The 20,107-nt window shown below is 72.1% G+C and carries 14 protein-coding genes; 4 read left to right on the top strand and 10 right to left on the bottom strand.

Features of this window, described 5'->3' with window-relative positions; all coding sequences use genetic code 11:
* Positions 1-4: 4 nt before the first annotated feature.
* The 4 genes from ACLQ2V_RS15225 to metH form a co-directional block, all read right to left on the bottom strand.
* On the bottom strand, positions 5-5,443 hold the full coding sequence (locus ACLQ2V_RS15225; protein ID WP_425719114.1) for a non-ribosomal peptide synthetase/MFS transporter: 5,439 nt from the start codon (positions 5,441-5,443) through the stop codon (positions 5-7).
* Between the two features lie 429 nt (positions 5,444-5,872).
* Positions 5,873-6,067 carry a hypothetical protein gene (locus tag ACLQ2V_RS15220; RefSeq protein WP_425719113.1) on the bottom strand — a complete coding sequence of 65 codons (195 nt, stop codon included), beginning with the start codon at positions 6,065-6,067 and terminating at the stop codon, positions 5,873-5,875.
* A 167-nt stretch (positions 6,068-6,234) separates the two neighbouring features.
* On the bottom strand, positions 6,235-6,579 hold the full coding sequence (locus ACLQ2V_RS15215; protein ID WP_425719112.1) for a nuclear transport factor 2 family protein: 345 nt from the start codon (positions 6,577-6,579) through the stop codon (positions 6,235-6,237).
* Positions 6,580-6,865: 286 nt separating this feature from the next.
* Positions 6,866-10,381: a methionine synthase gene (metH, locus tag ACLQ2V_RS15210; RefSeq protein WP_425719111.1), complete on the bottom strand. Its 3,516-nt coding sequence runs from the start codon at positions 10,379-10,381 to the stop codon at positions 6,866-6,868.
* Between the two features lie 222 nt (positions 10,382-10,603).
* Here metH and ACLQ2V_RS15205 point away from each other — a divergent pair, with 222 nt between their 5' ends.
* Together ACLQ2V_RS15205 and ACLQ2V_RS15200 are read left to right on the top strand one after the other, a co-directional pair.
* Positions 10,604-11,473, top strand: a complete 870-nt coding sequence (locus ACLQ2V_RS15205; protein WP_425719110.1) for a PAC2 family protein — start codon at positions 10,604-10,606, stop codon at positions 11,471-11,473.
* 196 nt (positions 11,474-11,669) lie between these two features.
* On the top strand, positions 11,670-12,461 hold the full coding sequence (locus ACLQ2V_RS15200) for a GntR family transcriptional regulator (protein ID WP_425719109.1): 792 nt from the start codon (positions 11,670-11,672) through the stop codon (positions 12,459-12,461).
* Between the two features lie 37 nt (positions 12,462-12,498).
* Here the strand turns inward: ACLQ2V_RS15200 and mshC are convergent, their stop codons facing one another.
* The 4 genes from mshC to ACLQ2V_RS15180 form a co-directional block, all read right to left on the bottom strand.
* Positions 12,499-13,737 (bottom strand): cysteine--1-D-myo-inosityl 2-amino-2-deoxy-alpha-D-glucopyranoside ligase, encoded by a 1,239-nt coding sequence (gene mshC, locus ACLQ2V_RS15195; protein ID WP_425719108.1) that lies wholly within the window; start codon positions 13,735-13,737, stop codon positions 12,499-12,501.
* Positions 13,738-13,842: 105 nt separating this feature from the next.
* Entirely contained in the window at positions 13,843-14,661 is an 819-nt protein-coding gene (locus ACLQ2V_RS15190) for an SCO1664 family protein (RefSeq protein ID WP_425719107.1), read from the bottom strand.
* A complete protein-coding gene (locus ACLQ2V_RS15185) occupies positions 14,658-15,230 on the bottom strand; it encodes a DUF3090 domain-containing protein (RefSeq protein ID WP_425719106.1) in 573 nt (190 codons plus the stop codon). The genes ACLQ2V_RS15190 and ACLQ2V_RS15185 overlap by 4 nt, the downstream gene beginning before the upstream one ends.
* A 121-nt stretch (positions 15,231-15,351) precedes the next feature.
* The gene (locus tag ACLQ2V_RS15180; protein WP_425719105.1) at positions 15,352-16,065 is read right to left on the bottom strand and encodes an MSMEG_4193 family putative phosphomutase; all 714 of its coding nucleotides are present in this window, start codon (positions 16,063-16,065) and stop codon (positions 15,352-15,354) included.
* Between the two features lie 848 nt (positions 16,066-16,913).
* Here ACLQ2V_RS15180 and ACLQ2V_RS15175 point away from each other — a divergent pair.
* The gene (locus ACLQ2V_RS15175; protein ID WP_425719104.1) at positions 16,914-17,522 is read left to right on the top strand and encodes a hypothetical protein; all 609 of its coding nucleotides are present in this window, start codon (positions 16,914-16,916) and stop codon (positions 17,520-17,522) included.
* A gap of 211 nt (positions 17,523-17,733) precedes the next feature.
* Complete coding sequence (locus tag ACLQ2V_RS15170; protein WP_425719103.1) at positions 17,734-17,919, top strand: hypothetical protein; 186 nt, start codon at positions 17,734-17,736, stop codon at positions 17,917-17,919.
* A gap of 121 nt (positions 17,920-18,040) precedes the next feature.
* Here ACLQ2V_RS15170 and ACLQ2V_RS15165 read toward each other — a convergent pair whose 3' ends face one another.
* Positions 18,041-18,877 (bottom strand): undecaprenyl-diphosphate phosphatase, encoded by an 837-nt coding sequence (locus tag ACLQ2V_RS15165; protein WP_425719102.1) that lies wholly within the window; start codon positions 18,875-18,877, stop codon positions 18,041-18,043.
* A complete protein-coding gene (locus ACLQ2V_RS15160) occupies positions 18,874-19,926 on the bottom strand; it encodes an LLM class F420-dependent oxidoreductase (protein ID WP_425719101.1) in 1,053 nt (350 codons plus the stop codon). The genes ACLQ2V_RS15165 and ACLQ2V_RS15160 overlap by 4 nt, the downstream gene beginning before the upstream one ends.
* Positions 19,927-20,107: the final 181 nt, after the last annotated feature.

Below are 20,107 nucleotides of genomic sequence, written 5' to 3'. Positions count from 1 at the left end.
CACCTCAGGGCTCCTGACCGGGCAGTCGGCGGTCACCGGCGGCGGCAGCGCGGTCAGCGTGGCGCTCAGGGCTGCGGCGAGCCCCCCGCACGTCCAGCCCGTCGCCACCGGGGCGACCGGGATCGCGGCCCAGCGCCGCGAGCCCGATCAGGTCGTCGGGCGTGGCGTCGGCGCTGTCGTCGACGAGTCGGGGCAGCCCGACGCCGAGCGCCAGCACCGACAGCAGCACGAGGGCCGCCGCCAGCAGCACGTACAGCAACGCGATTCCCCGTCCCGGCCCGACACCCAGCACCGCGCCGATGCTCGGGGCGAGGGCACCGCCGGGAGCCAGCAGCGGTTCGAGCAGCTCCGACGCGTACGCCGCCAGCAATGCGACGCCCATCGGCAGCGCCGACCATCCGATCATCGTGTGGAGCGCGAGCACCGGACCGTGGAGCCGCTGCGGGACCTTGACCGTCACGATCGCCGCGTGCATGCCGTTGATCAGTGTCAGCGTGAGTGACAGGCCGAACACCCCGAGGCCGATCGTCACCGGATGCGCGGGCAGGCCGGTCAGCAGGGCGCACCCGGCCAGGCACAGCGTGCCCAGCAGCACGCCTCGCATCCGCCCGCGTGACGGGCCACCCCAGGCGCGCATGACGAGACCGCCCAGCACGCCGGCCAGCCCCGCGCCGAGCAGTGTCCCACCGAGCCCGACGAGCCGGCCGGTCTCCAGCGCCAGCGCGGGGATCAGCAGGAACAGCGGCGACAGCAGCACGTTGAGCAGCGTGAAGAACATCAGCATCCGACGCAGCCGGGTGTCCCGCCAGGCGTACCGGAGACCGGCCTTGAGCTCGGCCGTTCCCGGCAGCGCCGGCCCCGCCGCGGTGCGCGGGAAACGGACCGAAAGCGTGACGGTGATCCCGACCGCGGCGCTCAGCGCGGCGAGCGCGAGGACGCCCCGCAGACCCACGACGGCCATCAGCCCGACGGCCGCTACCGGCACGAACAGCCGGCTGGCCGTCGCGGCGACCCTGGTGAGGGCGGTGGCGTGGCCGAGATGACGCTTGGGGACGAGCTGCGGCACGGCGGAGTCGGCGGCGACCCGCTGGAAGGTGAGCGCCACCGACAGGAGGGCGAGCAGCGGATAGGTGTGCCAGGGCTGTAGGCCGCCGGTCCACGACAGCAGCCCGAGCGTCACCTGGACCCCGGCCGCGCCGAGGGCGCCGGCGAGCAGCACCGTGCGGCGGTCGCTGCGGTTCACCACGTCGGCGGCCCGCCCCGCGACGAGCAGCCCGGGAACCAGCCCGGCCACGGCGCAGAGGGCGAACCGGCCGGGCGAGCCGGTGGTCAGCAGCACCCAGATCACCACCGCCAACGCGGCCAGTGCCGCGCCGCCGGCCGAGACGAAGTGCGCCGCCGCGACCGCGAGGAAAGCCCGCATCGTGGGGCGCGGGCCGGCTTCCTGCGGCGTACGCGAGACCTCGCGCAGAGCCCACCCGCCCCCGCCGGTCGGCTGCCCGGCCCGGATGGCGGGATGGGTGGTCGTCACGATCTCGGCGAGTTCGGCCGCGCGGTGCTTCTGGAAGAAGTGACCCGCCTCGTCGAGCACCACCAGGGCGGTGGTGTCGCTGAGCAGGTGCCACTCGCGGAACCGCTCCCGGTGGAAGTCGGACAGGGGGTCGTGCTCCCCGGCCACGCTGATGATCGGGGTCCGTAGCCGCTGCACCGGGCCCTCGAAGAGCCGCGTGAAGTAGTCCTCCGCCTCCTCGGTGTCGCGGCGGGTGTGGTGCACGATGACCCGGGCCTGCGCGGCGTCGATCTCGCTCAGGTCGAGCCCGAGCCCGGTCAGCTCGGCCGCGTAGGAGCGGTCGCTGCGCGACCTGTCCGGGTGGGCGAGCCGGAGCAGGCTACCGAGCGGGCCCCGACCCGGCCGGGCGAAGGGGAAGACCGCGCCGAGGTAGACCGCCTCCGGGACGCGGCCGACCGCCTCCAGTCTCCTGGCGATCTCGACGACGAGCGCCCCGCCGATGCCGCAGTGCCCGTACAACGCGATCGGCCCGGCGACCCGCTCCTGGATCTCCTGCACGCAGCGCGCGGCGATCTCCGCCAGCGGTACGCGCGGCTCGTCGATTCCCGGGTCGTGACCGGGCAGCGCCACGGACCACAGCGCGTGCGTGGCCGGCAGCTCGTCCGCCAGCGACTTGTACGCCATCGCGCTGCCTCCGCCGAACGGAACGGCGACGTAGCTGAGCTCGGCCTCGGCCGACGGCTCCGGCGTCAGCCGGTGCAGGAGCCCACGCTCCGTCGGCGGCTTGCCGTCGAGCAGGGCGGCGAGCCGCCGGATCGTCGCGGTGCCGAAGAGGTCCGTCACGGCGATCGAGGCACCGTCCGCCGTCGCGCGCCTGAGCTGCTCGACCACCTTGATCGCGAGCAGGGAGTGACCGCCCGCTGCGAAGAAGTCGTCGTCGATCCCGATGTCGGCCCGGCCGAGGACGTCCGCCCACACCGCGTGGATCATCCGCTCCGAGTCGGTGCGGGGCGGCACCCGCTCGGCCCCCGCGCCGGCCGGCGCCTCCGGCGCGGGCAACCGCCCCCGGTCCACCTTGCCGTTAGCGGTCAGCGGCAACCGGGGCAGCGTGACGAACGCGTTGGGGACCATGTAGGTCGGCAGTGCCGCGGCAAGGTGCGACCGCAGCCGCGCCGGGTCGGCCACGACACCGGATTCGGCCACCACGTACGCCACGAGCTGGGCGGCGTTACCCGTCCCGTGCGTGGTCACCACGCACTCGGCGACCTCCGGTCGGCGGGTCAGGTGGGCCTCGATCTCACCGAGCTCGATCCGGTAGCCGCGGATCTTGACCTGGGCGTCGGCCCGGCCGAGGAACTCGATCACACCATCGGGCCCGTACCGGCCAAGGTCGCCGGTCCGGTAGAGCCGCGCGCCGGTGCGCGGGTGGGTGACGAACGCCGCCGCGGTCCGCTCCGGGGCCCTCCAGTAACCGGACGCCACGCCGACGCCGCCGATGAAGAGGTCCCCGGGCACGCCGACCGGAACGTCGCACATCCCGCGATCGAGCACATGGAACTGCTGGTTGGTCATCGGGCGGCCGTACGGGATCGACGACCACGACGGGTCGACGTGCCCGATCGGGTAGCAGATGGACCAAATCGATGCCTCGGTCGCCCCGCCGAGGCTGATGATCTCGGCATTCGGGGCGAGCGCGCGGATGCGGTCGGGCAACGTCGGCGGAATCCAGTCGCCGGACATCATCACCAGCCGCAGCGAGCTGATGTCTGTTCCCTCCGACTCGGCGTGCTCGACCAGCAGCTCCATCAGCGCGGGCACCGAGTTCCACACGGTGATCCGCTGCTGCGTGACGATCCGCGCCCACGCGGCCGGGTCCTTGTCCTCCTGCGGCCGTCCCATGACCAGCGTGGCCCCGGCGGAGAGCGTGCCGTAGACGTCGTAGACCGACAGGTCGAAACTCAGGGCGGAGAGCGCGAAGACCCGATCGTCGGGCCCCAGCCCGAACCGGGCGTTGACGTCGCGGACGGTGTTCAGTGCGGCCCGGTGCGCGATCATCACGCCCTTCGGCGTGCCCGTCGACCCCGACGTGAAGATCACGTACGCGAGGTCGCCGGGGTCGGCGGGACAGGCCGGCGTCGGGTCACCCGACTCCTCGGTGACGGGCAGCACCACCAGCCCGGCCGGCCAGTTCAGCCGCGAACACAGCGGCGCCTGGGTGACCGCCACGGCGCAGTTGCCGCGCGCGACGAGCTCGTCGCGGCGGCGCTGCGGCAGGTCGGCGTCGATGGGCAGGTAGGCGGCGCCGGCCTTGTTGATCGCCAGCACCGCGACGACCTGCTCCCACCCCCGCGTCATCACCACGGCCACCAGGTCGCCCCGCGTCACCCCGGAGGCGGTCAGCCGCGCCGCGAGATGGTCGGCCCTGCGGTCGACCTCGCTGTACGAGAGCCGGCCCCCAGGATGGATCACCGCCGGCTGCACCGGCGTGCTGCGCGCCTGCGCTTCGATCGGCGCATGCAGGAGCCGGTCCGGGCCGAGGTCGGCGCTCGTGTCGTTCCAGCGCACGCGCTGCGCGCGTTCGTCGGCGGTGAGCAGCTCGTGGCTCGATATCGGCGCGCTCGGGTCGGCGGCGATGCTTCCCAGGAGAACGCGGAAGTGCGCGCCCAGGCGCTCGATCGAGTCCGCGGTGAACAACGCGGTGTTGTAGGTCATCAGGAACTCGCCGTCGCCGCCGCCGTGGAGCTCAAGGTCGAACCGGGTCACGCGGTACGACAGGTCCACGTCCTCGGCCACCGTGATCGACGGATTGCCCCGCTCGACCGCCGCGTGGCCCGGCATGGAGAAGACCACCTGGAACAGCGGCGAACGGGACACCTCCCGTGGCACGTTCAGCTCGGTGACCAGTCGCTCAAACGGCAGTTCCTGGTGGGCGAACGCGTCTGCGACCACGGCTCGGACCCGCTGGAGCAGCTCCACGAACGTCGGGTCGCCCGAGGCGTCGACCCGCATCGCCACCATGTTGACGAAGCAGCCCACGAGGTCGTCGAGCTCGGGCACCGGCCGCCCGGCCGTCGGCGACCCGATCGTCACGTCGTCCTGCTGCGCCCGGCGACCCAGCAGGACCGCGAACGCCGCCAGCAGCACCATGTACGGCGTGGCCTGCTGCTTCTCCCCCAGCCGGAACAGCTCGTCGAGCACGCCGGGCGCGACCGAGAAACCGTGCGCCGCGCCGGTGTAGGTCGGTGTCGCCGGCCGCTGCCGGTCGGTCGGCAGTTCCAGCGGCGTGACGCCGGCGAGCTGCTCGCACCAGTACGCGACATCCCGCTCGGTGTCGGGCCGGGCGCGGTGCCACGCGGCGAAGTCGCGGTAACGGACCGGCAGGTCCGGCAGCGGGTCGCCGGCCAGGCAGGCCAGCACCTCGTCGAGGAGGAGCCCGGTGGACCACCCGTCGGCGGCGATGTGGTGGACCGCGAGCACGAAGACCTGCTCGGCGGGGGCGACCGTGATCAGCAACGCCCTCGCCACGGGGCCTGCGGCCAGGTCGAACGGTTCGGCCACGAACGCGTCGACGAGCGCGCCCACGGCCTCCTCGGAGCCGGCCTGCGCGGTGGCGAGCGGGAGCGTGCCGACCTCGTCGATCAGCACGACCGGCCGGCCGTCCACGGTCGCGGGAAAGCGAGACCGCAACGGCTCGTGCCGGGCCGCGACCCGGTTCAACGCCCCGGCGAGCGCCTCCGGATCGACCGGACCGTGCAGCCGCCACGCCTTCGGAATCGTGTACGCCGTCGTGCCCGGCGCGTAAGCGTCCATGAACCAGAGACGTTCCTGGGCGTACGAGATCACCGGCTCTCCGTCGGACAACACCGGAATGGTCGGCGTCGGCGGCGGCGTCAGCTCGTGCAGGTCGCTCGTGGGACGTCCACCGGAGATCATCGACGCTCTCCACTCACCACGGCGGCGAGTTCGCGGACCACGGCGTCCTCGAAGAGATCCATGAATGTAACCATAGGGGCGCACGGACCCAGCGCCCGGCCGAGCCCGACGAGCACGCGGGTAATTTACAGAATCGGCCGCCGTGCCGTCGGTTACGGCGTCACTTGGCGTTGAACTGGTGCCTGGTGTCGAGCGAACCGGGCAAAGGATGCCCATTACCTGCCTGAGCTGCGCAAACGCGTGGCATCGATCGCCACCGTTGGGCGTCATTGGCCGACGTTCCACGGCCTTGGCAACGGCCTGACTCCTTGACCCCAGGCCACCAACACAGAGCCGTGACCCGCCGCTACCTGGTTCGTGAGCTGCCATGATGATCTCCCAGCGTCCATGCTGGTCCACCCAGGTGTATGCCGGTCGTCACCCAGCTAGTTACTCATCGACGTCAGCACTCTTCACGGCGGCCTCGAAGTCATCGGGCCTCGTCCGCTGTAGAAGCTCGCAGCGCTCGGCGAAGACATCGAACGCTCGTTGGAGGCTGCATACCTCGGCCTGGCGGATCGCCTTTACCGCCAGGACGTGCCGCCCTTGCACGATGAGGTCGTCGATCGACTGCCAAGCGTCCACGCGGTCATCATGCAGGACGACTGTCAGCTTGGGAATCGGATTGGTTTACCCGTTCAGTAGCCGTACGTCCCGGTCGAGGAGCACCCAGCGTTCGTGCCAGGGCTACTCGGAAACCGGCGCTGACCCTTGCCGACCCCTGCGCCGGGCAGGGTTCCGGCACGCCGACGCTAAGACTTTGTCTGCGGCTTTGCTGAAAGGCCCCATAGCTCGACGATGCGGTCGTTCTCGAAGGTGAACATCTCCAGCATTGTTGCCGTCGAGCCATCGGCGAAGCCGACCATCTCGGTCCGAGTTGCCACGCGTTGGTTGTCCGCAACTAGATCTTTGAGGGTTACCTTCAGGGCTGGATGCTGTTCCCACATACGCTGCCAGGCCCTTTGCACGCACTCCCACCCACTGGCCTTCATCGGATGGCTGTAGAAGCTGCTGGAGAAGATGTCTTTGGCAGCCACCGCGTCCCGGCGGTTGAAGGCTTCGTACATACGCTCTGCGATCTGGCGTCCTTGATCCACAGCGCGAGTATGCCCGCCGTACGACATCGTCAGCCATCCTGTCTGCCGTCGAACCGCCCTGCGGGGGGCCGCGAGCGCGTATTTCGCGGCGGAGCGCGACCCAACCCGGCGACGGCCATGAGGTTCCTCGATGAGCACCGTGACCAGTTCGCGGTCGCGCTCCTGCTACGGGTCCTGAACATCGGCGCCTCGACCTACTACGCCTGGTCAAGCAGGCCGAACAGCCCCGCGACCGCGACGTGTTACCTCCCACCTGCTGCCGGCCAGCGAGGACAGGGCGACGGCGTCACTTGGCGTTGAAGTAGCTCGCCTCCGGGTGGTGCACCACGATCGCGTCGGTGGCCTGCTCCGGCACCAGCTGGAACTCCTCCGACAACTGCACGCCGATCCGCTCCGCGCCCAGCAGGTCCACGATCTTCGCCCGGTCCTCCAGGTCCGGGCAGGCCGGGTAGCCGAACGCGTACCGGCAGCCCCGGTAGTCGGTGCGCAGCAGGCCGGCCAGGTCCGCCGGGTCGTCGTCGGCCACCGTGGCGCCGCCGGGCAGCACCAGCTCGGAGCGCACCCGCCGGTGCCAGTACTCCGCCAGCGCCTCCGTGAGCTGCACCGACAGGCCGTGCACCTCCAGGTAGTCGCGGTAGGAGTTGCTGGCGAACATCTTCGCCGTGTACTCGCTGATCGGCTGCCCGACCGTCACCAACTGCAACGCCACCACGTCGAGCTGGTCGCCCTTGGGCCGGAAGAAGTCGGCCAGGCAGAGCCGCCGCTCCTGGCGCTGCCTCGGGAACGAGAACCGGGCCCGCTCGGCGTGGCCGTTCTCGTCCAGCACCACCAGGTCGTTGCCCTCCGAGTACGCCGGGAAGTACCCGTACACCACGGCCGCCTCGAGGACCTTGTCGGCGGTCAGCCGGTCCAGCCAGTACCGCAGGCGCGGCCGGCCCTCGGTCTCCACCAGCTCCTCGTACGACGGGCCCTTGCCGCCCCGGGCCCCCCGCAGCCCCCACTGCCCCAGGAAGGTGGCCCGCTCGTCCAGCAGCGCCGCGTAGTCGGCCAGCGGCAGGCCCTTCACCACCCGGGTGCCGAAGAACGGCGGGGTGGGCACCGCCACGTCCCGCGCCACGTCGGAGCGCACCGACGCGTCGTCCAGCTCCGGCAGCGACTCGGAGACCATCGCCCGCTGCCGCTCCCGGCGCTCCCGCCGCGCCGCCAGCGCCGCCTCCCGCTCCGGGTCCACCACCGGCGCGCCGCCCCGCTTGGCGGTCATCACCCGGTCCATCAGCGACAACCCCTCGAAGGCGTCCCGGGCGTAGTGCACCTGGCCGGGGAAGAGCGCCCGCAGGTCGTCCTCCACGTACGCCCGGGTCAGCGCCGCCCCGCCCAGCAGCACCGGCCAGCGCTCCGCGACCCCACGGGTGGCCATCTCGGCCAGGTTCTCCTTCATGATGACCGTGCTCTTGACCAGCAGCCCGGACATGCCGATCGCGTCGGCCCGGTGCTGCTCGGCGGCGTCGAGGATCGCGGTGATGGGCTGCTTGATGCCGATGTTGACGACCTCGTAGCCGTTGTTGGACAGGATGATGTCCACCAGGTTCTTGCCGATGTCGTGCACGTCGCCCTTGACCGTGGCGAGCACGATGCGGCCCTTGCCGCCGTCGTCGGCCTTCTCCATGTGCGGCTCCAGGTAGGCCACCGCGGTCTTCATCACCTCGGCCGACTGGAGCACGAACGGCAACTGCATCTGCCCGGAGCCGAAGAGCTCGCCGACGACCTTCATGCCGTCCAGCAGCAGGTCGTTGATGATCGACAGCGGCGTCCGGCCGCCGGCCATCGCGGCGTCGAGGTCGGCCTCCAGGCCGTTGCGCTCGCCGTCGATGATCCGCCGCTTCAGCCGCTCGTCCAGCGGCAGCGCCGCGAGCTCCTCCGCCCGGGTGGCCCGCGCCGACGTCGCGTCCACCCCCTCGAAGGCCTCGATGAAGCGCTGCACCGGGTCGAAGCCCTCGCGGCGGCGGTCGTAGATCAGGTCCAGGGCGACCTCCCGCTGCTCGTCGGGGATCTTCGACATCGGCAGGATCTTGCTGGCGTGCACGATCGCCGAGGTCAGCCCCGCCTGCACGCACTCGTGCAGGAACACCGAGTTGAGCACCTGCCGGGCCGCCGGGTTCAACCCGAACGACACGTTCGAGATGCCCAGGGTGAAGTTCACCCCCGGCCAGCGGCGGGCGATCTCCCGGATCGCCTCGATGGTCTCGATGCCGTCGCGCCGGGTCTCCTCCTGACCGGTGGCGATCGGGAAGGTCAGCGCGTCGATCAGGATGTCGGCCCGGCGCAGCCCCCACCGGCCGGTCAGGTCCTCGATCAGCCGCTGCGCGACCCGGACCTTCCACTCGGCGGTGCGGGCCTGCCCCTCCTCGTCGATCAGCAGCGCCACCACCGCCGCGCCGTGCTCGGCGATGATCGGCATCACCCGGGCGTAGCGGGAGCCCGGCCCGTCGCCGTCCTCGAAGTTGACGGAGTTGACCACGCACCGCCCGCCGAGCATCTCCAGCCCGGCCTCGATGACCTGCGGCTCGGTGGAGTCCAGCATGATCGGCAGCGTCGAGGCGGTGGCGAACCGACCGGCCAGCTCCCGCATGTCGACCGCGCCGTCGCGCCCCACGTAGTCCACGCAGAGGTCGAGCAGGTGCGAGCCGTCGCGGGCCTGACTGCGGGCGATCTCCACGCAGCCCTGCCAGTCGGCGGCCAGCATCGCGTCCCGGAACGCCTTCGACCCGTTGGCGTTGGTGCGCTCCCCCACCATCAGCACGCTGGCGTCCTGGGCGAACGGCACGTGGTGGTAGATCGAGGAGACCCCCGCCTCGGGCTGCGGCTCACGCGCGCCCGGCCGGACGCCGTGCAGCCGCTCGGCGACCACCCGGATGTGCTCCGGCGTGGTGCCGCAGCAGCCACCGATCAGCGACACGCCGTACTCGGCGACGAAGCGCTCCAGGGCGTCGGCCAGCTCCACCGGCGTCAGCGGGTACTCCGCGCCGTCGGCGGTGAGCTGCGGCAGGCCGGCGTTCGGCATCACCGACAGCGGCACCCGGGCGTGCTGGGAGAGGTAGCGCAGGTGCTCGCTCATCTCCGCCGGCCCGGTCGCGCAGTTCAGCCCGATCAGGTCGATGCCCAGCGGCTCCAGGGCCGTCAGCGCCGCGCCGATCTCGCTGCCCAGCAGCATCGTGCCGGTCGTCTCCACGGTGACGTGGCAGATCAGCGGCACCCGACGCCCGAGCGCGGCCATCGCCCGGTGCGACCCGACCACCGCCGACTTCACCTGGAGCAGGTCCTGGCAGGTCTCCACGATCAGCGCGTCCGCGCCGCCGGCGATCAGGCCCGCGGCGTTCTCCTGGTACGCGTCGCGCAGCGTGGCGTAGGCGGCGTGCCCCAGGGTCGGCAGCTTGGTGCCCGGCCCGATGGAGCCGAGGACGAACCGGGGCCGCTGCGGCGTGGCGTACGCGTCGGCGGCCTCCCGGGCGATCCGCGCCCCGGCCTCGGCCAGCTCCCGGATCCGGTGGGAGATGCCGTACTCGCCGAGGTTGGCGAGGTTGGTGCCGAAGGTGTTCGTCTCGACGCAGTCCGCCCCGGCGGCCAGGTACGCCTCGTGCACCCCCCGGACCACGTCGGGGCGGGTGACGTTGAGGATCTCGTTGCAGCCCTCGTGGCCCTCGAAGTCGTCGAGCGTCAGGTCGGCAGCCTGAAGCATCGTCCCCATCGCGCCGTCGGCGACGAGAATCCGGTCTGAGAGCGCATCCAGCAACGAAGTCCGCACGAAACTCAGGGTAGTGCGGGAGGCTGAATCGCGTCAGCCGGGCCGCCTGCGCTCCCACATCGTGCCGGCCGCCCGCCGGGTCGGCGCGGCCGACGGGCCGCATCCCGCGTTGCCCCGTAGGCTGACGGACGTGAAGGACATCAGGGACACCACCGCGCACGGCGGGCGGACGACCGGGCGGGTGCCCCGGATCCCCCGCGACGAGCAGGGTGAGGTGACGGCATGACTGAGTTCGACGGGCTGCCGGTGCTGCGGTCCCCCGTGGCCATCATCGCCTTCGAAGGCTGGAACGACGCCGCCGACGCGTCGACCGCCGCGGTCGAGCACCTGGAACAGGTCTGGCAGGCCCGGGAGGTGACCGAGCTGGACCCGGAGGACTTCTACGACTTCCAGGTCAGCCGGCCGACGATCACGATGGCCGACGGCGAGACCCGCCGCGTCGAGTGGCCCACCACCCGCTTCATGGCGGCCAGCCCCGAGGGCACCGAGCGGGACGTGGTGCTGATCCGGGGCATCGAGCCGAGCATGCGCTGGCGCACCTTCTGCGAGCAGGTGCTGGAGATCTGCCACAGCCTGGAGGTCGAACGGGTGGTGCTGCTCGGCGCACTGCTGGCCGACGTGCCGTACACCCGGCCGTTGCCGATCACCGGCAGCGCCTCGGACGCCGAGGCCGCCCAGCGCTACCAGCTCACCCCCACCCGCTACGACGGGCCGACCGGGATCGTCGGCGTGCTGCAGGACGCCTGCACCCGCGCCGAGGTCGACGCGGTGTCGTTCTGGGTGCACGTGCCGCACTACGCCAACAACCCGCCCTGCCCCAAGGCCACCCTGGCGCTGCTGCACCGGGTCGAGGAGGTTCTCGACCTGCCGGTGCCGATGTCGGAGCTGGCCGAGGAAGCCGCCGAGTGGGAGCAGCGGGTGCGCGGCGCCGCCGAGCAGGACGCCGAGCTCGGCGAGTACGTCCGTGAGCTGGAGGAACGGGTCGGCGACGCGGGCATCACCCCGTTGACCGGTGACGAGATCGCCCAGGAGTTCGAGAAGTACCTGCGCCGGCGCGGCGGCTCGGCCGGCCCCAACGCCGGCTCCTGGTAGCCGCTCCCACTGCCGCCCACGAGGCCCCGGACCGCATTCGGTCCGGGGCCTGCGTGTGTCCGGGGTCGTCCCGCTGAGGGGCCTTGGCGGGCCTTGGGGGGTTTCGGCGCCGCCGGGATCTTTGGGGGCTGCGGGGTGGCGCCGTCACGATCGCTAGGTCATCCTAGGAACCTAGCTGTGATCTCCAGGAGGAGCCATGCAGATCAACCCGGGCGCGGCCGAGTTCCCCCACCGGCAGATCGCCGCGCAGCTCAAGGCGCAGGTGCGCCGGGGTGACTGGGCGCCGGGCGAGCGGCTGCCGTCCATCCCGGCCATCGCCGAGATGTTCGGCGTGGCCAAGCAGACCGTGCAGCGCGCCGTCGATCAGCTGCGGGTCGAGGGCATCCTGATCACCAAACCCGGCTCCGGTACGTACGTGCGGGGCACCCGGCGCCGGCTCAACCGCCTCTCCCGGGGCCGGTACGGCGGCTTCCGCGGTTACCACACCGACCTGGCCGCCCGGTACCGCCAGCAGCTCGTCTCCGTCGGACGGGCCGCCGCCCCGCCCGAGGTGGCCGACGCCTTCGGCGTCGCCGACGGCACCGAGCTGCTCTGCCGCCGGCACCTGGTCCGCACCGAGGACTCCCCCGTCGAGGTGGGCGCGTCCTGGTTCCTCCCGGCGGACACCGCCGGGACCTCCCTGGAGCGGGGCGAGGCGTTCGGCCGGCCGCTGTACCAGGAGGCGGAGGAGGCCACCGGCCGGCGGTACGTCACCGCCACCGACACCATCACCGCCCGCCAGCCCAGCCGGGAGGAGGCGGAGACCCTGCAGATCCGGCCCGACACCCCGGTGCTGCACCTGCTGCACGTCGCCTACGACGACCGGCGCAAGCCGATCGAGGTCGCCCAGGCCACCTGGCCCGGCCCGATGACCACCCTCACCGAGGAGTACCGGGTTCCCGCCCCCGCCCCGCAGCCCGACCCCGACCCCGGCCTCGTCCTGGGCTGAGCCTGGACGGGGTGCCGGTCAGCGGCCGGGGGCCCGGTCAGAGGCGCAGGCCCAGCAGGGCGTCGAGGGTGTCGGCGAAGAGGGTCGGGGCGCTCCGGTCCGTACCCTCGTCGGCGAGGACCCGCGCGGCCCAGTCGTCGGCCACCGCCACCGCGCCGGGGGTGTCGAGGTCGTCGGCGAGCCGGGCGCGTACGGCGGCCAGCAGCTCCGCCCCCGACGGGCCGGCGGTGGCGGCGGCGGCCCGCCGCCACCGGGCCAGGCGCTCGTGGGCGGCGGTGAGCAGGTCGTCGGTCCACGTCCGGTCTTCGCGGTAGTGACCGGACATCAGGGCGAGCCGGACCGCCATCGGGTCCACCCGGTCGGCGCGCAGCCGGGAGACGAAGACCAGGTTGCCCTTGGACTTGGACATCTTCTCGCCGTCCAGCCCGATCATGCCGGCGTGCACGTAGTGACTGGCGAAGGGCGCCCGCCCGGTGAGGCGCTCCGCGTGCGCCGCCGAGCACTCGTGGTGCGGGAAGATCAGGTCGTTGCCGCCGCCCTGCACGTCGATGGTCTCGCCCAGCAGGTCCAGTGCGATCACCGTGCACTCGATGTGCCAGCCGGGTCGGCCCGCGCCCAGGTCGCCGCCGGGCCAGGACGGCTCGCCCGCCCGGGCCCCCCGCCACAGCAGCGGGTCCAGCGGGTCGCGCTTGCCGGCCCGGCCCGGGTCGCCGCCGCGCTCGGGGAAGATCTCCAGCATCTGCGCCCGGGACAGGTTCGACTCGTAGCCGAACGCCGGCGCGGCGGTGATGTCGAAGTACACGTCGCCGGTGCCGTCGTCGAGCTGGTAGGCCGCGCCGTCCTTGAGCAGGGCGAGGACCTTGTCGGCGATGTCCGGGATCGACTCCACCGCGCCCACGTAGTGCGCCGGCGGGATGATCCGCAGCGCCTCCATGTCCTCGCGGAACAGGGCGGTCTCCCGCATCGCCAGGACCTTCCAGTCCTCGCCGTCGCGCTCGGCCCGCTCCAGCAGCGGATCGTCGATGTCGGTGACGTTCTGCACGTACCGCACCGTCAGGCCGGCGTCGCGCCACACCCGCTGCACCAGGTCGAAAGTGATCATGGTGGCGGCGTGACCGAGGTGGGTGGCGTCGTACGGGGTGATGCCGCAGACGTACATGGTGGCGGTCCCGTCGGGGCGACTGGGATGCGCGCCGCGCCGTGCCGAGTCGAACAGCGCCAGCGGACCGCCGGTGCCGGGCAGCCGTGGCACCTCATGCCCCAACCAAGAGTCCATGACGGCCAGCCTAACCAGCCGCGCGCCCCTCGGGAGCCACGCAAAGGGTGATCAACGCGACAGCCCCTCGCGGCGGTGACCTGCGTCCGGGCGGTCGAGCCGTCGTCACATGGGTGGCCAGGGCATGGCCGGCCAGTCCTCGGAGGGCTGCGGAAACCGGCCGGTGTCGCCCAACCGGGCCACCCGGTCGACGAGCCGAGCGACCTCGCTGATCGTCAGGTGCTCCGCCAACTCCTCGCCGAGGGCGCCGGCGAGCTGACCGGCGAGGTCGGCGAGCATCTCCCGCGCGTCCGGCGGCAGCTCGCGGCCGGCCCAGCCCCACAGCACCGTCCGCAACTTGTCCTCGACGTGGAAGCACACCCCGTGGTCGACGCCGTAGATCCGGTCGTCCGCCCCGACCAGCACGTGGCCGCCCTTGCGGTCGGCGTTGTTGATCACCGCGTCGAGCACGGCGAGCCGGGCCAGGCGCGGGTCGTCGGCGTGGGCCAGGGCGTACGGGGCGCCGTCGTCGTCACGGGCCGCCGCGATCGGGAACCAGCGCGGCGGCACCGCCTCGGCGGGCACGAACCCGACCAGCGACTCGGCGTCGTCGGGCTCGTCGATCCAGAGCTGACAGGACCCGGGGCCGAAGGGGCCGTCACGAAGCACCGTCGGCGGCACCAAATCCCACCCGGTGGCCCGGGAGACCAGGTACGCCGAGACCTCGCGGCCGGCGAGGGTGCCGTCGGGAAAGTCCCACAGCGGCCGCTCGCCCCGCACCGGCTTGTAGACGCACCGCGCGCTCGCCCCGTCGAGGGTGAGCGCGCCGACCAGGGTGGCGTTGGAGGCGTCGACCAGCCGCCCCTCGAGGGTCAGCTCACCGTCGCGCAGCAGCCGCAGCGTCGCCGCGCCGTCGTGTCGGGGTTGGAGTTCGGAGGACGTCACCGGTGATAACCGTTGAGCCGCGGGCAGAGGTGCCCGGCGGGGTCCAGCGGCTGGCCACAGAGCGGGCAGGGCGGACGGCCGGCGCTGACCACCCGGCGGGCCCGCTCGATGAACTCACGGGTCGCCTCCGGGGTCAGCCGCACCCGCAGCCGGTCGAGGTCCTCGTCCGGCTCCTCGTCGTCGCCGTCGTCGTCCTCGTCGTCGAGATCGGTCTCGGCGTCGGCCTCGCCGGTGGCGATCGCCTCGATCACCACCGTGGCGGTGTCGACATCGAAGGCCAGCCCGAGGGTGCCGACCCGGAACTCCTCGTCGACCGGAGTGTCCAGCGGCTCGTTGTCGCCCACGGAGACCTGCGCCTCGGGCAGCTGCACCCCGAAGCGGCGCTGCGCCTCGGTCAGCAGCTCGTCCAGCTTCTCGGCCAGCAACGACACCTGGACCTTCTCCAGCGCGACGCTGACCAGCCGGCCGCCGCCGCGCGCCTGGAGGAAGAACGTGCGTTCCCCGGGTGGCCCGACGGTCCCGGCGACGAACCGCTCCGGCGGCTCGAAGGCGTGCACCTGGTGGGTCATACCCACGACCCTATCCGGACCGCCACGGCGTCGCGCACCCCACCGACGCGCAATCGCGCCCCCGTACGCCGCCTGCGGCACGGCCGGATCGACCCCGGCCCGGCGGGCCCCGGGAGACGGCTCACCGCGCGCCCCCCGCGCCACCGCCGACGGCCGCGTCGGAGTCCGCCGACGCCGCCGTCCGCCGCCGCCGCTTGCGCGGTGGCGGCACCAGCGCCGCCAGGTCACCGCCGGTGTCGTTGAGTCGCACCAGGAACGGCCGCAGCGAGGTGTACCGGATCGCCGTCACCGACGCCGGGTCCGCGACGATGCGCTGGAAAAGATCCAGGTGTACGCCCAACGCGTCGGCCACGATGGCCTTGATCACATCGCCGTGGCTGCAGGCCAGCCACACCGCCTCGGGGCCGTGCTCGGCGGTGATCCGCGCGTCCCAGGCACGCACCGTCGCCGCCGCTCGGGCCGCCATCGCCGCCATCGCCTCGCCCTCGGGGAAGACGGCGGCGCTCGGGTGCTGCTGCACCACCGGCCAGAGCGGCTCCTTGGCCAGCTTCTTCAACGGCTGCCCCTCCCAGGTGCCGTACCCGCACTCGATCAACCCCTCGTCGACGGTGGGGGCGGCCTGCGGCAGCGCCAGCTCCAGCGTCTGCCGGCAGCGGATCAACGGGCTGGTCACCACCGCGGCGAGCGGCAGTCCGCGCAGCCGCTCGCCGACGGCGGCGGCCTGGGCCCGGCCGGTGTCGTCCAGCTCGACGGGCTGCCGGCCGGCGAGGCCGCCATCGGCGTTGGCGGTGGTGCGGCCGTGCCGCAGGAGCAGAAGAGTCGCCACACCCGCCACCCTAGGCGGTGACCGCCGGGCTGCCGGACCCGACGCCGGGTGCTCGTCCTACCAACCCCACCCCCGCCATAACGGACAGGTCGACACGTCGCTCTCGGCCCGCCCTTGGCGGTGATCGACTCCGCATCCGTGACATCGTCGGTTCCGGAGACAAGATGGCCGCAATGTCATTGACATTGCGTGGATCGTTCCCTTCCACCCCTCGGCCGACGCTTTTGTTCAGGGCCTGTCCGCTTTCGCGCGTCTTTCCCGCGCCGCATCGGCCGGCTGCCGAGCGGGGTGTGACCGGCGGCATCGCGGGGGCGGAACACCCGCCGGCCCGGGGTGGTTACACATGGCGGCCGATCCAGCAGGGCCGATCGAGCAGGGCCCGTGCCGAGTCTGGCGATCTCCCCGGTCGGTTTCTGGTCCGGCCGCTCGCCGTCAGGGGCGGCAGGCAATTTCCGTTCCGGACGCTATGGAGCTGAGCCGTTCACGACATCGGGTCGGTTCACGCGAAACGTGCCGGACGTGACCCGACGTCGCCTCGGCTGAGTCGTTCACGGCAGTCGCCCCGGCTGAGTCGTTTGCGACATCAGCTCCAGATAGCCCGCGAGAGGTGTCCCCGGCCGGCGAGACTGTCCCCGGCCCGCAGGGAACGCTTCCCGGCCTGGAATGCGGGCCGGCCGCCGGTGGTTACACCTGGACCCCGCCGCCATCACGAGCCCACCCCCATCGGGGCCGTGCAGCGGCACAGACCAACCTTCCCCGTGCTTTCGCTTTCCCCATGTTGGGCGCCCCCAGATGGTGCTCACACCCGCACCGGCCGCTAGTGGTCGCGGGTGTCGAACCCCGAAGGAGTCACCCCCATGACGAACACCATGCTGCGTAAGAGCGTTCTCGGTATCGCCGGTCTGGCGTTCGCCGGTGGTCTCGCCGCCGGCCCCCTGCACCACGACACCACCACCGCCGGCGCCGCCGTCGACGGCAAGCCCGTCGCCGTGGCCGTGCAGGCCGCCGAGAAGCCGGCCGTGGACGAGGGCAAGCTGATCCCGCACGGTGTGCAGGGCGAGCAGTCCCGCATCGAGTTGGACGACGAGCAGACCGCGAACGTGAAGGCGATCATCGCGGCGACGAAGAAGGCCGGGATGGACGAGCGCGCCGCGGTGGTCTCCATCGCCACCGCGTTGCAGGAGTCGAAGCTGGAGAACCTGGGTCACCTCGGTGACCGCAACGACCACGACTCGCAGGGCCTGTTCCAGCAGCGCCCGACCAGCGGGTGGGGCACGGTGGAGCAGATCACCGACCCCGAGTACTCCACGCTGGCGTTCCTCAAGGGCCTCAAGCAGGTCGACGGGTGGCAGGACATGCCCCTGACCAAGGCCGCCCAGACCGTCCAGGTCTCCGCCTACCCCGACCACTACGCCCAGTGGGAGCAGCTCGCCGCCGACCTCGTCGCCGAGCACTGGAACAGCTGACCTGTGCCCCCGTGGTGAGAACCAACGCCCGACTGGCCGGACCCCGCACCCGGGGCCGGCCAGTTCGGCGTCTGAAGGCCTGTGCGTGCCGTGCAGGTCCGGATAGTTCGCCGCGCCCCCGGTTGCGGGCCTCGGCGAGGATGGGGTCATGTCAACGTGGGACAGGTGGCGGGGCCGCCTAGGAACGGTCCTCGGTACGGTCGGGCTCTCGTTGTTCATACCGGTCGCGGCCTGGGCATCGTCGGGCAGCGGCGAGATCGTGGTGCGGGCGGGACAGAACGCACGCCCCGGCAAGGACGGGTTCAGCGGCATCGACTGCTGCATAATCGTGGTTTTCGGCATCGGTCTGCTGGTGGTGCTGCTCATCAAGCTCGCCCGCAGCCGCCCCCCAGACTGACACCGCCACCGCCCACCCGCCCTACCGTTGCACGTCTCGTTGTTCCTGCAGTTTTGACCACGCTCGGCGTCCGATTTTTTCGCCGCGTCCGCTCCCCGCGTGTCGGCAGGCGCAGCCGGGGTCAGGTGGCGGCCAGGGTGCCGGTCATCAGCAGGGCGAGGACCAGGGTGCCCAAGGCCACCCGGTACAGCACGAAGACGTACAGGGTGTGGTGGGCGACGTAGCGCAGCAGCCAGGCGATCGCCGCGTAGCCGATGACGAAGGCGATCAGCGTGGCGACGACCATCTGCGCGCCGCTCGGCGCGGAGGTGCCGGGCGCCGACGGCGCGAAGACGTCCGGGACGCTGAACACCCCGGACATCACCACCGCCGGGATGGCCAGCAGGAACGAGTACCGGGCCGCCGCCTCGCGGGTGAGGTTGAGCAGCAGGCCGGCCGTCAGCGTGCCGCCCGAGCGGGAAACCCCGGGGATCAGCGCCATCGCCTGGGCGAAGCCCATCACCACGCCGTCGCGCAGCCGGAAGTTCTCCAGGGTGCGGGTCTGCCGCCCCCAGTACTCGGCGAAGGCCAGCACGAACGCGAAGACGATCAGCGTGGTGGCCACCACCCACAGGTTGCGGGCCGTGTCGCGGATGGCGTCCTTGAAGAGCAGACCCAGCAGGCCGATCGGGATGGAGCCGATGATCACGTACCAGCCCATGCGGTAGTCCAGGCTGCCGCGCACCGAGCGGTCGAAGAGGCCGACCACCCAGGTCCGGACGATCCGCCAGATGTCCTTGGCGAAGTAGATCAGCACGGCGGCCTCGGTACCGAGCTGGGTGACGGCGGTGAAGGAGGCCCCGGCGTCGCGGTCGAAGAAGATGGCCGAGGTGATCCGCAGGTGCCCCGAGGAGCTGACCGGCAGGAACTCGGTCAGGCCCTGGACGATGCCCAGGACGATCGCCTCGACCCAGGTCACTCGCCGACCCCGGCGAGGTCCAGCGCCTCGGCGACGGTACGCAGGGTCTGCATGCCGCTCTCGGCGTCGGCGACGAAGAGGGAGACCGACAGGGTGGTGACGCCGGAGGCGGCGTACTCCCGAAGTCGGTCGGCGATGCGCTCCTTCGGCCCGAGCAGCGAGGTGCGGTCGATGAACTCCATCGGCACGGCGGCGGCGGCGTCGCGCTGCCGCTTGGCGAGGTAGAGGTCCTGCACCTCGCGGGCGGCCTCGCCGTAGCCCATCCGGGTGGCGAGCTGGTTGTAGAAGTTCTGCTTCCGGCTGCCCATGCCGCCGACGTAGAGGGCGGCGTAGTAGCGGACCAGCTCGGCGCAGGCCGCCACGTCGTCGCCGACGACCACCGGAACGCTCGGGACGACGTCGAAGCCGGCCAACTCCTTGCCGGCCTTCGCCCGGCCGGCCCGCACGGCGGCGAGCTGCTCCTCGGCGAACTCGGGGGCGTAGAAGACGGCCAGCCAGCCGTCGGCGATCTCGCCGGCCAGCTCCAGGTTCTTCGGCCCGACGGCGGCGAGGTAGATCGGGATTTGCTCGCGCGGCGGGTGGAAGCTCAGCCGCAGCGCCTTGCCGGGGCCGTCGGGCAGCGGCAGGGTGTAGAACTCGCCGTCGTACGCGACGGCCTTGCGGGCGATGGCGAGCCGGACGATGTCGACGTACTCCCGGGTGCGGGCCAACGGCTTGGCGAAGCGCACCCCGTGCCAACCCTCGGAGACCTGCGGCCCGGAGACACCCAGCCCGAGCCGGAACCGGCCGCCGGAGAGGGCGTCGATGCTGGCCGCCGTCATCGCGGTCATCGCCGGGGTGCGGGCGGGAATCTGCATCACCGCGCTGCCCACGTCGATCCGCTCGGTCTGCCCGGCGATCCAGGAGAGCATGGTCGGCGAGTCGGAGCCGTAGGCCTCCGCCGCCCAGACCACCGAGTAGCCGAGCCGGTCCGCCTCCTGGGCGAGCGCGAGGTGGTCGGCGGGGGTACTCCACGCCGTCTGGTATCCGAGGCTGAGCCCGAGCCGCACTGGTCCTCCCCCATCCGCACCACAGGTCGCCCCAGGTTACGCAATGAGGGCGGTCGGGCCGGCCCCCGATTCGTGCCGAACGCGTCACACCGTCCGGCGCGGCGACCCGGACGGCGTCACACCGTCGGGCGCGGCGACCCGACTTGCCGGGCAGGCGGGAACTTGACGGAGGCGAGGATAT

This window comes from Micromonospora sp. DT233, from assembly GCF_049841815.1.
Lineage (GTDB): Bacteria > Actinomycetota > Actinomycetes > Mycobacteriales > Micromonosporaceae > Micromonospora.
This window is presented reverse-complemented; position numbering and strand designations above follow the sequence as displayed.